This window comes from Burkholderia sp. 9777_1386 (assembly GCF_015712265.1).
Lineage (GTDB): Bacteria > Pseudomonadota > Gammaproteobacteria > Burkholderiales > Burkholderiaceae > Burkholderia > Burkholderia cenocepacia.
Genome location: NZ_JACCQB010000035.1, coordinates 1 through 14,103, shown reverse-complemented (window position 1 = coordinate 14,103; position 14,103 = coordinate 1). Strand labels below are relative to the sequence as shown.

Annotated in this window: 12 protein-coding genes; 4 read left to right on the top strand and 8 right to left on the bottom strand. The window is 68.8% G+C overall.

Translation table 11 applies throughout. The annotated features are described in order from the left end of the window. Positions 1-46 precede the first annotated feature (46 nt). Positions 47-931, top strand: coding sequence for a LysR family transcriptional regulator (locus H0X91_RS23360; protein ID WP_084749721.1), 885 nt, complete (start codon positions 47-49; stop codon positions 929-931). On the opposite strand, the gene eutC is transcribed toward H0X91_RS23360, so the two are convergent. The 4 genes from eutC to H0X91_RS23340 all read right to left on the bottom strand — a co-directional run bounded on the left by eutC (position 924) and on the right by H0X91_RS23340 (position 6,320). Further along, complete coding sequence (eutC, locus tag H0X91_RS23355; RefSeq protein WP_034201150.1) at positions 924-1,721, bottom strand: ethanolamine ammonia-lyase subunit EutC; 798 nt, start codon at positions 1,719-1,721, stop codon at positions 924-926. The two genes, H0X91_RS23360 and eutC, sit on opposite strands and share 8 nt — an antisense overlap. Continuing rightward, entirely contained in the window at positions 1,718-3,115 is a 1,398-nt protein-coding gene (locus H0X91_RS23350) for an ethanolamine ammonia-lyase subunit EutB (RefSeq protein WP_196433387.1), read from the bottom strand. Before H0X91_RS23350 ends, eutC begins: the two co-directional genes overlap by 4 nt. A gap of 139 nt (positions 3,116-3,254) precedes the next feature. After that, positions 3,255-4,667, bottom strand: coding sequence for an ethanolamine permease (gene eat / locus H0X91_RS23345; protein WP_006496293.1), 1,413 nt, complete (start codon positions 4,665-4,667; stop codon positions 3,255-3,257). A gap of 189 nt (positions 4,668-4,856) precedes the next feature. Then, positions 4,857-6,320 (bottom strand): mechanosensitive ion channel, encoded by a 1,464-nt coding sequence (locus H0X91_RS23340; protein WP_060263640.1) that lies wholly within the window; start codon positions 6,318-6,320, stop codon positions 4,857-4,859. 276 nt (positions 6,321-6,596) lie between these two features. On the opposite strand from H0X91_RS23340, the gene H0X91_RS23335 reads away from it, so the two are divergent. Then, positions 6,597-7,478, top strand: a complete 882-nt coding sequence (locus H0X91_RS23335; RefSeq protein WP_048988906.1) for an AraC family transcriptional regulator — start codon at positions 6,597-6,599, stop codon at positions 7,476-7,478. Positions 7,479-7,636: 158 nt separating this feature from the next. On the opposite strand, the gene H0X91_RS23330 is transcribed toward H0X91_RS23335, so the two are convergent. Continuing rightward, positions 7,637-8,014, bottom strand: coding sequence for a zinc ribbon domain-containing protein (locus H0X91_RS23330; protein WP_006489530.1), 378 nt, complete (start codon positions 8,012-8,014; stop codon positions 7,637-7,639). 10 nt (positions 8,015-8,024) lie between these two features. Then, positions 8,025-10,547, bottom strand: coding sequence for a heavy metal translocating P-type ATPase (locus H0X91_RS23325; protein ID WP_196433386.1), 2,523 nt, complete (start codon positions 10,545-10,547; stop codon positions 8,025-8,027). Between the two features lie 81 nt (positions 10,548-10,628). On the opposite strand from H0X91_RS23325, the gene cadR reads away from it, so the two are divergent. After that, positions 10,629-11,060 (top strand): Cd(II)/Pb(II)-responsive transcriptional regulator, encoded by a 432-nt coding sequence (gene cadR, locus H0X91_RS23320; RefSeq protein WP_006490878.1) that lies wholly within the window; start codon positions 10,629-10,631, stop codon positions 11,058-11,060. 68 nt (positions 11,061-11,128) lie between these two features. Beyond that, a complete protein-coding gene (locus tag H0X91_RS23315; RefSeq protein ID WP_060263636.1) occupies positions 11,129-11,701 on the top strand; it encodes a PadR family transcriptional regulator in 573 nt (190 codons plus the stop codon). Positions 11,702-11,746: 45 nt separating this feature from the next. Here the strand turns inward: H0X91_RS23315 and H0X91_RS23310 are convergent, their stop codons facing one another. Next, complete coding sequence (locus tag H0X91_RS23310) at positions 11,747-13,177, bottom strand: FAD-binding oxidoreductase (RefSeq protein ID WP_058902019.1); 1,431 nt, start codon at positions 13,175-13,177, stop codon at positions 11,747-11,749. Between the two features lie 15 nt (positions 13,178-13,192). Continuing rightward, entirely contained in the window at positions 13,193-13,981 is a 789-nt protein-coding gene (locus tag H0X91_RS23305) for an ABC transporter substrate-binding protein (RefSeq protein ID WP_006488477.1), read from the bottom strand. Positions 13,982-14,103: the final 122 nt, after the last annotated feature.

Sequence of the window (14,103 nt, the reverse complement as noted above, 5' to 3'; positions counted from 1 at the left end):
CCGCAATTCACCTGGCAGCGTGCGTCGCCGCACGCCCTTCGATTCGATGGAAAATCTCACCGGTATCGTCGCGTTCGTCCGCGCCGCCGAAGCGCTGAGCTTCGTCGCGGCCGGCCGCGCGCTCGGCATCTCGGCGTCGGCGGTCGGCAAGACGATCGCGAAACTGGAGCAGTCGCTCGGCGTGCGGCTGTTCAATCGCACGACGCGGCGCGTGACGCTCACCGAAGAGGGGCGGCATTTCTACGAGCGTTGCCAGCGCATCCTCGAGGATTTTCGCGACGCGGAGGCGACCGTGACGGCGTCCGCGCAGCGCCCGCGCGGCAAGCTGCGCGTGAGCCTGCCGGTGATCGGCTACCGCTTCCTGCTGCCGGTGCTGCCCGAATTCCGGCAGCGCTACCCGGACGTCGAACTCGATCTCGATTTCAACGACCGGATGGTCGACGTGGTCGAAGGCGGCTTCGACGCGGTGATCCGCAGCGGCCCGCTGTCCGATTCGAGCCTGATGTCGCGGCGGCTCGGTCCGTTCGCGTTCGTGCTGTGCGCGACGCCCGCGTATCTCGCGCAAGCCGGCACGCCGCGCACGCCGCGCGAGCTCGAAGCGCACGACTGCGTGCGCTACTGCTTTCCGACCACCGGCAAGCTGCAGGACTGGGCGCTCGCGGCCGACGACGGCACACCGCTGAAGCTGCGCACCGCGATGACCTGCAACAACATGGAGGCGCTGCGTGGCGCCGTACTCGCGGGGCTCGGCATCGGCTACATGCCCGACTTCCTCGCGCGCGACGCACTCGACCACGGTGCGCTCGTCACCGTGCTCGACGACTACCGGATCGCGCCGGGGCAGTTCTCGATCGTGTGGCCGTCCAGCCGGCAGTTGTCGCCGAAGCTGCGCGTGTTCGTCGATTTCCTGTGCGAGCGGCTGTTCAGGTAGTCACACCGATCCGCTCCGCTTCCGCCGCCGGCAACAGCGCGTCGCTGTCGTCCTTCAGCCCGACGCCCGTCAGCCCGAGCCTGCGCGCATGCGTCATCAGGTAATGCAGCTTGTGCGCGGCGGCCGCGTGCGGCAGTCCTTCGGGCCGCACGTTCGAGATGCAGTTGCGCAGCGCGTCGTGACAGCCGACCTTCGGCGCCCACGTCAGATACACGCCGAGGCTGTCCGGCGAGCTGAGCCCGGGCCGCTCGCCGATCAGCATCGCGACGACCTTCGCGCGCAACAGCTCGCCGATCTCGTCGCCGAGCGCGACGCGCGCCTGCGTCGCGACCACCACCGGGCCGATCCGCCAGCCATCCGCATCGAGCCGCGGCCGCACGGCCTGCAACAGCGGCAGCGCCTGCTTCGCGGCCGCGAACGCCGACAGCCCGTCGCCGACCACGAACACGACGTCGGGCGCCTCGTCGAGCGCCGCCCCGTAACCCGCCAGCAGCCCGCGGCTGTCGTCCGACAGCTTGCGGCCGAGATCGGGCCGGCGCAGGTAATGGTCACGGTCGGGCGCGGCGCTCTGCACGCGCAGCGTCGGCAGCATGCCGGCCGCCTCGATCTCGCGCCGCAGCGCATCCGCGTCGAGCGGCTGGTGCACCGCGTCGCGCGCCTGCGCATGCGACAGGTTGAAGGCCAGCAGCGGCGCGGTCGGCAGGCTGTTGCCCGCGCGGCCGAGCGCGATCCGCGCGTTCGTGAACGACTTCAGCTGCGCCCAGGGGTTCTTTTCGACGGCGTCGCTCATGCGGACACCCCCATCCAGTCGTTTGCCCCCGCGAGCAGCGGCACGCGCGCCGTCGCGGCGCGCAGCGCGCCGTGCGCGTCGGCGATCTCCATCGTCTCCAGCCATTCCTCGAACTCGGGCGCGCGGCGCAGCCCGAGCACCTCGCGCACGTAGAGCTGGTCATGGAACGACGTGCTCTGGTAGTTCAGCATCACGTCGTCCGCACCCGGAATCCCCATGATGAAGTTGATGCCGGCCGCCCCCAGCAGCGTCAGCAGCGTATCCATGTCGTCCTGGTCGGCTTCCGCATGGTTCGTGTAGCAGATGTCGCAGCCCATCGGCACGCCGAGCAGCTTGCCGCAGAAGTGATCCTCGAGGCCCGCGCGGATGATCTGCTTGCCGTCGTACAGGTATTCGGGCCCGATGAAGCCGACCACGGTGTTCACGAGGAACGGCTCGAACTTGCGCGCGACCGCATACGCGCGCACTTCGCAGGTCTGCTGGTCGACGCCGAAATGCGCGTTCGCCGACAGCGCGCTGCCCTGGCCCGTCTCGAAGTACATCAGGTTGTCGCCGACCGTGCCGCGCTTCAGCGCCAGTGCGGCCTCGCGCGCCTCGCCGAGCAGCGCGAGCGAGATCCCGAAGCTGGCATTGGCTTTCTCGGTGCCCGCAATCGACTGGAACACGAGATCGACCGGCGCGCCCTTCTCGATCGCCGCGATCGTGTTGGTCACGTGCGTGAGCACGCACGACTGGGTCGGCACGCCGTAGCGCTCGCGGAAGCCGTCGATCATCGCGAGCAATTTCACGATCGCCGCGAGGCTGTCGGTGGCCGGGTTGATGCCGATCATCGCGTCGCCGCAGCCGTACATCAGCCCGTCGAGCATCGATGCGGCGATGCCCTTCACGTCATCGGTCGGGTGATTCGGCTGCAGCCGCACCGACATCCGGCCGGCCAGCCCGACCGTGTTGCGAAAGCGCGTGACGACGCGGCGCTTCCTCGCGGCCGCGATCAGGTCCTGGTTGCGCATCAGCTTCGACACGGCCGCGACCATCTCGGGCGTGAGGCCGGGCGCGATCCGCTCGAGCGCCGCGCCGTCGGCCGCGGGCGACAACAGCCAGTTGCGGAAATCGCCGACGGTGAGGTGCGAGATGTCGGCGAACGCCTGCGCGTCGTGATCGTCGATGATGAGGCGCGTGACCTCGTCGTCTTCATACGGGATCACCGCTTCGCTCAGGAACGCCTTCAGCGGCACGCCCGCGAGCGCGATCTTCGCGGCGACGCGCTCCTCCTCGCTCGCCGCCGCGACGCCGGCGAGCTGGTCGCCGGAACGCAGCGGGCTCGCCTTCGCGAGCAGCGTCTTCAGGTCCGCGAAGCGGTACGTGCGCGGACCGATCGTCTCGGTATAGGACATCGTGCGAGTCTCCTTGTCCATCTCGGAGCCGGTTCACGCCCCCGATCAAAAGCCGACGGCGCGCCCGTTCGACGGGGCGCGCCGGATGCCGTCAGGAACGGCCTTTCACTTTCACCTTCGCCTGCACCGTCGGCATCGCTCACTCCTCGAGCAGCGCGTCGCCGGGCGCGCTTGCGCGCTGCGCGCGGGTCGCGAGGAAGTACGCGTAACCGACCGCGAGGAAGCCGACGAACACCAGCGCGACCAGCCCGTTGAAATACACCATCGTACCGAGGCAGACCAGCGCCGCGAGGATCGCGAATGCCGGGAAGATCGGATACAGCGGCGCGCGGAACGGTCGCTCCAGGTTCGGCTGCGAGCGGCGCAGCTTGAACAGCGCCGCCATGCTCACGATATACATCACGATCGCGCCGAACACCGACATCGTCACGATATTCGCGGTGAGCGTCTGCCCGCCGAACTGGATCAGCTCGTCGCTGTAGATCGCGGCGATCCCGACCACGCCGCCCGCGAGGATCGCGCGGTACGGCGTCTTGAAGCGCGGATGCACCTTCGCGAGCCATTCGGGCAGGTAGCCTTCGCGGGCCAGCGCGAAGATCTGGCGCGAATAGCCGAGGATGATCCCGTGGAACGACGCGACGAGCCCGAACAGCCCGAGCCACACGAGCATGTGCATCCAGCCGCTGTTCGCGCCGACGATGTACTTCATCGCCTGCGGCAGCGGATCGTTGATGTTCGCGAGCTTGGTCCAGTCGCCCGCGCCGCCGGCGAACACCATCACGCCGATCGCGAGCGCCACGAGGGTCAGGATCCCGGCCACGTACGCGATCGGAATCGAGCGCTTCGGGTTCTTCGCTTCCTCGGCGGCCATCGCGACGCCTTCGATCGCGAGGAAGAACCAGATCGCGAACGGAATCGCCGCGAACATCCCGTGGAACGCGCCCAGGCTGAAGTGATCGGCGCCCGACCAGCCGCCCTTCGTGAAATTGCTCCATGCGAAACCCGGCGACACGACGCCCATGAACACCAGCAGCTCGAAGATCGCGAGCAGCGTGACGACGAGCTCGAAGGTCGCCGCGATCTGCACGCCGACGATGTTCAGCGCCATGAACACGAGATACGCGCCCATCGCCGCGTGTTTCGGTTCGAGCCCCGGAAACTGCACGTGCAGGTACGCGCCGATCGCGAGCGCGATCGCGGGCGGCGCGAACACGAACTCGACGAGCGTCGCGGCGCCGGCCAGATAGCCGCCGGTCGGGCCGAACGCGCGGCGCGCATACGCGAACGGGCCGCCCGCATGCGGAATCGACGTCGTCAGCTCGGTGAAACTGAAGATGAAGGTGGTGTACATCGCCGCGACGAACAGCGCGGTGATCACGAAACCCAGCGTGCCGGCGCTCGCCCAGCCGTAGCTCCAGCCGAAGTATTCGCCGGAAATCACGAGGCCGACCGCGATGCCCCACAGTTGCCAGGTCCCGAGCGTCTGCTGCAGCGCGGGCTGGCCGGACAGCTTGGCGCCGGCGGCGGGCCGGCCATTCGACTCTGCTTTCATCGGACTCTCTCCTCAAAGGCGCCGGGCCTGCGGACCAGCGCGACTGAGAATCGATGCTAGAGAGTCATTAAACGACGTGTTATCGAAATTCGGCAAAGATCGCGGCTGACGTTTCGCTTGCGGAAACGCCGGCCGCGTCCGTTGCGACGTCGATCCGGGCCCGCGCGACGCAGGCCGGATCGTCCGTGCTTACCGGCCGCCGCCGCGCTGGTTGAACCAGCGGTCGAGCAGCTTGCCGGCCGCCTCGCGACCGCCGAGGCCGAACGACAGCGCAACGGCCACCGCGATCGCGCCGAGCACGAGACCGAACGCGAGCTGGACGATTTCGTTGGCGATGCCCATCGCGCGCAGCCCCATCGCGAACACGAGGCCGAGGATCGCGAATTGCGCGATGCGTGCGAACAGCACGCTGTGCTCGCGGTCGGCCTGCTCGATCACGCGGCGGGCGAGGCCCGCGAGCCACACGCCGATCACGAGGATCACGCCGCCCATCAGCACGTGGCCGCCGAATTCGATGAACAGCGTGACGACGTCGCGCACCTGCGAGAAACCGAGCCGGTTCGCGGCCTCGACCGACGCGAACAGCATCGCGAAAAACACGATCAGCCGCGCGACCAGCACCGACGGCTGCAGGATCCCGGAGAATACGCGCTCGACACCGAGCACGGCCGGCAGCCCGTCGACGCCGGCGGCTTCCAGCAGCTTCTGCGCGAGCGACGCGACGAAGCGCGCGAAGTAGAACGTGACCAGCACGATCACGATCGCCGCGACGATGTCCGGCACCGCGCCGAGGAACTGGTTCAGCATGTTGGTCGCGGGGATCGAGATCGCGTCGATCTTCAGCGCGTCGAGCGCGGAGATCAGCGTCGGCACGAACACGAACACGTAGACGATCGTGCCGACCAGGCTCGATACGCGCACCGGCGTCGGGCTGTCGATTCCTTGCGTGAGGCGGTCGGCGCCGGCCGCGACCAGCAGGTTGGTCACGAGGCCGCGCAGCACGCGCGCGACGACCCAGCCGACGAAGCCGATCACCGCGGCCGCGAAAATGTTCGGCACGATCGCGAGCAGCTTGTCGACCATCCCCTGCACCGGCGACAGCAGCCCCGACAGCGCGAACGACGCGAGGATCGCCGGCAGGAACATCAGGATCACGAGCCAGAACAGCACGTCGCCGAGATAGCCGCTCATCGGCTGCATGCCGGCGCTTTCGGACAGCGTGGCGTCGACCTTGCTCGCCTTCAGCGCGCGGTTCGCGAGGCTGCGCAGCAGCGATGCGATCAGCCACGCGATCAGCGTCAGCGCCGCGCCGCCGATCAGGTTCGGCAGGTAGTTGACGATGTGCGTGACGAGCAGCGAGAACGGATTGGAGACCGCGTACAGGTTGAGCACGTTGAAGATGCCCACCGCGGTGACGAGCAGCACGAGCCAGAACAGGCCGCCGGCGATGATGCGTTCGACGCACGCGCCCTGGCCGGTGCTGTCGGTGATCCGCTGATCGACCTTCAGCGCGTTGAGCAGGCGCAACGCGCCGGCCCGCACCGCCACGGCGATCAGCCAGCCGATCACCAGGATGCCGATCGCGCCGGCGATCTTGGGCAGGTATCCGCCTAGCGTGGTCTGCAGCGACGTGATGAAGCTGGAAGCATCCATTTCTTCTTCTCCCGAAAACGTGGCGTTGCGATTGAACATCGACGAACTACCTGCGTACTTCGAAAAACGTGCGTTGCCGCCGGAGCAACTTACCTGAGAAAAATGACGCGTTCACCCGATTTCACCGTCTTTAACTTTAGTCATAGATCCCGGAGGGGCAAGACCCCATTTCGTCGAAATTAAAAAGGGATCGATGATTCGGGGTCCCGCATTTCCGCAAGATTTATCCATTCGGGCCGTGCTACCGTGGCGTCGGTGCTTGCCCCGGACACGTCGATGACCCCCACCGAAACCAATCCCGAGCCGCCCGCGTGGGCCCGCTACGCGGCGAGCGTGGCGCGCGTTCACGCGTACATCAGCACGCATCTCGACGGCCCGCTCGACCTGAACCGGCTCGCCGAAGTCGCGTGCCTGTCGCCGTATCACTGGCAGCGCGTCTATCGCGCGCTGTACGGCGAGTCGATCGTGTTGACGGTGCGGCGGATGCGGATCGTGCGGGCGTCCGAGGATCTGGTCTGCACCACGCGGCCGCTCGACGAGATCGCGCGACGCGCCGGCTACGGGTCGACGCACGCGTTCGCACGGGCGTTTCGCGACGCGTACGGCGTGCTGCCCGCACAGCACCGGCGCACCGGCAGCCACCGGCCGATTTATCCACTACAGCGAGGAGAGGAAGACATGTTCAAGCACGAGGTCGAGATCCGGCGTCTGCCGGCACTGCGCGGCTACGCGGTGGCGCACACCGGTGCGTATATGAAGGTGGGCGACGCGTTCGGGCGCATCGGCGCGTGGGCCGGGCAGCACGGGCTGATCGGCCCGGGCGCGAAGATGATCGGGATCTTCTACGACGATCCGGACACGACGCCCGAAGCGCAGTTGCGCGCGAAGGCCTGCCTGATGCCGGCCGACGGCGCGCCGGACGTGGCGCCCGTGCCGCCGGTCGAGCGCGCGACGATCGCGGGCGGCGAATACGCGGTGCTGCTGCATACGGGGCCGTATGCGGACCTGAAGACGGCCTACCAGTGGCTCTACGGCGACTGGCTGCGTCATTCGGGCCGCGAAGCCGCCGACGCGCCGCCGTTCGAGCTGTACCTCAATACGCCGATGGACACGGCGCCGGCCGATCTGCGCACCGAAATTCACCTGCCGTTGCGCTGAGCGACGGGTGTGCCGCGCAGCCGTGTATCTTGACGAACCGCGACGATATTGCGGGTGCGACGATGCCCGGGACGACATCGGGCATGCCGGTGCGCCGGCCTTGAACGAAGCGCGCCGGCCCGTGCGTATGCGTAGCCGGCGCGAATTCGCGGAGATCCTTAAGCCGCCGGCGTCCCGCAGCCGGGGCAGAACCGCGCGTCGGCCGCCAGCGCCGCATGGCAGCGGCTGCAAGCCTTGCCGCGTTGCGCCGTGCCGCATTGCGCGCAGAAGCGTGCATCGGCTGCGTTGAGTGCGCCGCAACCGGCGCAGGCGAGCTGGCTCAGCGCCAGATTCCCGCCCCGACCACCGTTCGCCGCATCGGCCGGCGCCTGCCAGCCCCAGCCGTGGCGATCGCGGCCGCGCGCATCGTGGCCACCATGGCCGCCCTGGCGCGACCCGCCGTGATGCCCGCCACCGTGACCGCCGTCACCGCCGTGGCCGTGCCCGCTGCCATGACCGCCGCCGTGGCCGCCGAGAATCCGTTTCAAAAAGCTCATCGTCCGCTCCTCAACGCTGGGCCCGGGCGCCGCCGAACGCCCCGGAGGACGACAGCAGCCGCAAGCCGTTGGCCACGACGATCAGGCTCGCGCCCGCATCGGCGAAGACCGCCATCCACATCGTGCCGAGCCCCGCGACCGTGAGACCGAGGAACACGACCTTCACGCCGAGCGCGAAGCCGATGTTCTGCACCAGCACGCGGTGCGTCGCGCGCGACAGCCGCACGAACGCGGGAATCTTGCGCAGGTCGTCGTCCATCAGCGCGACGTCGGCCGTCTCGATCGCCGTGTCGGTGCCCATCGCGCCCATCGCGAAGCCGATGTCGGCGCGCGCGAGCGCCGGCGCATCGTTGATCCCGTCGCCGACCATCCCGACCGCACCCGCGCCGCCCGCCGACAGTTCCTCGACCGCCGCGAGCTTGTCTTCCGGCAACTGGTTGCCGCGCGCGTCGTCGATGCCGGCCTGCTGCGCGATCGCCTGCGCGGTATGCGGGTTGTCGCCCGTCAGCATCGCGGTGCGGATGCCGAGCGCATGCAGATCGGCGATCGCGTCGCGGCTCGTGTCCTTGATCGTGTCGGCCACCGCGAAGAGGCCGAGCACGCGCGTTTCGTCGACCAGCACGACGACGCTCTTGCCCTGCCGCTCCAGCGCGTCGAGCTTCGCCTCGAGCGCCGTCGAGCAGCGTTCGAGTTCCTCGACGAGCCGATGGTTGCCGAGCCAGTAGCGCGTGCCGTCGATCGTGCCGCGCACGCCGCGCCCGACGATCGCTTCGAAGTCCTGCACGTCGGCGAATGCCGTCGTGCCGGCGTCGCGCGCCGCGGCGGCGATCGCCTGCGACACCGGGTGGTCGGAGCGCGCCGCGAGGCTCGCGCCGAGGTGCCGCACGCGCGCCGCATCGGCGTCGTCCGCATGCACGTCGAAGTCGGTCTGCACCGGCTTGCCGTGCGTGATCGTGCCGGTCTTGTCGAGCGCGAGCCACGCGAGCTTGCGCCCTTCTTCCAGATAGACGCCGCCCTTCACGAGAATCCCGCGCCGCGCGGCGGCCGCGAGCCCCGACACGATCGTCACCGGCGTCGAGATCACCAGCGCGCAGGGGCACGCGATCACGAGCAGCACCAGCGCGCGGTAGATCCAGTCGTGCCACGCGCCGCCCATCACGAGCGGCGGCACCACCGCGACCAGCAGCGCGACCGCGAACACGATCGGCGTGTAGACGCGGGCAAACTGGTCGACGAAGCGCTGCGTCGGCGCCTTCGCGCCCTGCGCTTCCTCGACCGCGTGGATGATCCGCGCGAGCGTCGAGTTCGCCGCGACGGCCGTGACGCGGTAGTCGAACGAACCCGATTCGTTGATCGTGCCCGCGTACACGGCGTCGCCACTAGCCTTTTCGACGGGCAGGCTCTCGCCGGTGATCGGCGCCTGGTTGACCGTCGAGCGGCCCGCGACGACTTCGCCGTCCAGCCCGATCCGTTCGCCCGGCTTCACGCGCACGACCGCGCCGAGCGCGACCTGCGCGGCCTCGATCGTGCGCCACGCGCCGTCGGCCTGCTGCACGGTCGCGGTGTCCGGCGCGAGCTGCATCAGCCCCTGGATCGCGTTGCGCGCGCGGTCGAGCGACTTCGCCTCGATCAGTTCCGCGATCGTGAACAGCACCATCACCATCGCGGCTTCCGGCCACTGGCCGATCGCCATCGCACCCGTCACCGCGATGCTCATCAGCGCGTTGATGTTCAGGTTGCCGTTGCGGATCGCGATCCAGCCCTTCTTGTACGTGGTGAGCCCGCATGCGAGCACCGCGGCGAGCGCGAGCGCCGCCGACAGCCACACCGGCAGCCCGGCCCAGGTCGCGCCTTCGGACGCGATCGCGGCGACGCCGGCGAGCGCGAGCGGCCACCACGGCTTCGCGGACGCGTCGGCGACGCGCGCCGCCGGGGCGCCGGCCGTCGCGGCCTCCGGCGTCATCCCGAGCGTGCGGATCGCGCTTTCGATCGCCGGCTGCGCGCCGGGCGCGTGCTCGACGGTCAGCATCCGCTGCATCAGGTTGAATTCGAGCGCCGACACTTCGCTCATCCCGCCAAGCTTCTTGCGAATCAGCATTTCCTCGGTCGGGCAGTCCATCTGCATGATCCGGAACGCGGAGCGCACGTGGCCCGACGCGGTCGCCCGCGCGACCGGCAGCGGCGCGAGCGTCAGCGCGGCGGGCGCGCAGCAGTCGCCGGCCGCGTGGTCGTGGTCGTGGTCGTGGTCGTGGTCGTGACCGGCATGGTCATGCGCGGCGTGGTCGTGCGAACACGTCGCGCCGTGCACATGCTGGTCGTCGCCCGCATGGCCGTGATCGTGGTCATGACCGGCCTCGCCATGCGCGGCGTGATCGTGCCCATGATCGTGGTCATGGCCGTGCGCGCGCTCGCCGGCCGCCGGCGCCGCGTCGGCAACGGTCGCCGTCTGCGTGTCGCGCGCCTCGGCGCAGCACGCGTCGGCGCCGCCGGCATGACGGTGTCGTGGGTCGTGGGGACGCTTGGCGTCGGTCATGACAACCTCCTTTGTGGCTTGACGGTGTAGAGTTAACACCCTGAAGCCACTACAAGGTCAACCCTTACACGGGAGAAAGGCATGAAGATTGGCGAACTGGCCAAAGCGGCCCGCTGCACGCCCGAGACGATCCGTTTCTACGAGAAAGAGGGTCTGATGCCGGACGCGGAGCGCACCGATTCGAACTACCGCAACTACACCGACGTGCACGTCGAACGGCTGCGCTTCATCCGCAACTGCCGCGCGCTCGACATGGCGCACGACGAGATCCGCGCACTGCTGCGGCTCACCGACACGCCGGCCGACCGCTGCGATTCGATCAATTCGCTGCTCGACGATCACATCGGACACGTCGATGCGCGCCTCGCGGAACTCACGCAGCTGCGTGACCAGCTCACCGAATTGCGGCGCCAGTGCGTCGGCGAGCATTCGGTCGAGGATTGCGGGATCGTGCATGGCCTCGCGACGATGGAAACCGTCGCGCCGGCCGCAAAGCGCTCGCACCTGGGCTGAAATCCTTGTCAAATCGGATAGTCCGATTGAAAATAGTTATATTATTACTAGATATGCTTTAACTATTCATGTCCACAACCCGTCCGTCCCCGCTCGCGCTGGCAGTCCTCGCGACGCTCACCGAAACGCCGATGCATCCGTACGGGATGCTGCAGCAACTGAAGGCCCGCGGATACGACGAAGTCGTCAACGTGCGGCAACGCACGAGCCTCTACCAGACGATCGACCGGCTGCTGCGCGACGGGCTGATCGCCGTGCACGACACCGAGCGCGACGGCGCGTTTCCTGAGCGCACGCTGTATGCGCTGACCGAAGCCGGGCACACCGCCGGGCAGGCGTGGCTGCACGCGCTGCTCGCGGAGCCCGCGCGCGAATTTCCGGCATTCGGCGCCGGCCTCGCGTTCCTGCCGCTGCTCGATGCCGAGGACGCACGCCACCAGCTCGAGTTGCGCATCGCCCGGCTCGACGCCGAACGCGAGCGGCTGGAAGCGCTGCGCGCGACCGCGCAGGCCGATCAGGTGCCGCGCCTGTTCCTGCTGCAGAACGAGCATGCGCTCGTGCTGCTCAATGCGGAGCTCGACTGGGCGCGCAGCGTCGTCGAACACCTGAAGATCGGCGCGCTGCGCTGGGTGGACGGCTGACGCGTCGCGCCGCCCGATGCGGGTCGGCAACGGGCGGCGGCCGCGTCAAAGGACCTTGCCCGGATTGAGGATGCCGCGCGGGTCCAGCGCGGCCTTCAGGCGTCGCATCAGCCCGATTTCCGCGTCGCTGCGCGTGTGCGCGAGATAAGGACGCTTGAGCACGCCGATCCCGTGCTCGGCCGACACCGACCCGCCCATGTCGCGCACCACCGCATACACGCAGTGATCGAGCGCATCGGCGTCCGCGTCGGTCATCGCGGCCAGCGACACGCCGATATGCACGTTGCCGTCGCCGACATGGCCGAAGAACAGGCACGTGAGCGCCGGCCAGCGCGTCCGCAACGCCGCCTCGCAGCGCTCGGCGAACGCGCCGAGTTCGCCGGTCGGCAGACTCACGTCGAAGTTGACGAGATGGGGCAGCGCATCGATCGCGAGGCCTTCGCGCAGCGTCCACAAATCGCGCGCCTGCCGCTCGGAAGTCGCGAGTACCGCATCGTCGACGAGCGCTGCATCGAACCCCGCGGCGAGCGCCGTTTCGAGCGCATGATGCGCATCGCCGCCCGGCGCGCTCGTCGCGCATTCGATCAACACCACGAAACCGCCGTCGCCGACGAACGGCGCCGACACACCGGGCGTATGCCGCGCGACGTAATCGTAGAACGCCGGCCACATCGCCTCGAAGCTGACGACTTCCGGCAGCGTGCGCACGCGGTTCCACAGCGCGACCACCGCGTCGTAGTCGCGCACGCGGCAGAGCGCCGTGGCCGGCGCCGCGAGCAACGGATGCAGCCGCAGCACCGCGCGCGTGACGACGCCGAGCGTCCCTTCGCTGCCGATGAACAGCTGCTTCAGGTCGTAGCCCGCGTTGTTCTTCAGCATCCGGTTCATCGACGACACGACCGTGCCGTCCGCGAGCACCGCTTCGAGCCCCAACACCTGCTCGCGCATCATTCCGTAGCGGATCGCACGCGTGCCGCCCGCATTGGTCGCGAGCATGCCGCCGATCTGGCACGAGCCGCGCGCGCCGAGATCGACGCCGAACGTGAAGCCCGCCGCTTCCGCGGCGTCCTGCACGGTCTGCAGCGGCGTGCCCGCGCGCACGGTGATCGTGCCGGCCGCCGCGTCGAGCGCCTCGATGCCCGCGAAGCGCTCCATCGACAGCACGACCTCGCCGCCCAGCGCGACCGCCCCGCGCGCGAGCCCGGTCAGCCCGCCTTGCGGCACGACCGGCTGGCCGAGCCGCATGCACAGCGCGAGCGCGCGAGACACGTCGTCGACGCTGCGCGGGCGCACCAGCGCACGCGGCCGCACACCGGCCGGCTCGTTGTACGCGGTGAAGTAACGTGGATCGATATCGGCCGCGCGCGTGACGAGCGCGTCGCCCAGTTCGGCGGCGAGCACCGCATCGACGGCGTCGTCCGGCAACGGCCTGCCATCCGGTGCGCGACCCGCGACGGTCGGGTTCGGGGTCGGCATCGTGCGCGGCCCCGCTTACTTCGTCGAGATGTCGATATCGCCGAAATACTTGAGGCCGAGCGACTTCACCGTGCCGTCCGCCTTCAGCTTGTCGATCGCCGCGTCGAGCTTCGCCTTCAGCGCATCGTCGCCCTTGCGCAGGCCGAACGCGATGCCGCTGCCGAGGATCTTGTCGTCGTGCACCGGCTGGCCGACGAACGAGAAGCCCTTGCCGTCCGGGCGCGACAGGAAGCCGCGCTGGCCGGACGGCGCGAGCACGAGCGTCGCGTCGAGGCGGCCCGCGACCAGATCCGCATACGCCTGGTTCTGGTCCTGGTACGCGACGATCGCGACGCCGGCCGGCTCCCAGTGCGCCTTCGCGAAGGTTTCCTGGATCGACGCCTGCAGCACGCCCACGCGCTTGCCCTTCAGCGATTCGGGCGTCGGCAGCAGCCCGCTGCCGGTACGCGCGATCAGCTGGGTCGGCACGCGATAGATGATCGTCGTGAAGTCGATCGCCTGGCGCCGCTGCTCGGTCGCGTTCATCGCCGAGTTGATCGCGTCGAACTTGCGGCCCTTCAGCGCCGGGATCAGCCCGTCGAACGACGTCTCGACCCATTTGCACGACAGCTTCGCCGTCTGGCAGACGGCGTTACCGACGTCGATGTCGAAGCCCTGCAGGTCGCCGTTCGGCGCCTTCGATTCGAACGGCGGGTATTGCGCTTCGAGGCCGAAGCGCAGCGTCGGCGCATCGGCGAGCGCCGCGCCGGAGCCGATGGCGCACGCGAGTGCGAACGCGAGTTTCAGGGTGGCCGTGTGTTTCATCGTGATCTATATGAACGCGTCCCGTTTGCAACAGTTTTCGTGTGTTCAGACAGACAGGATGGGCTGCAGCTCTATATCCGGCCTTGTTGCAGCCAGTACTGCCGCTGCGGGCCCCTATGAAA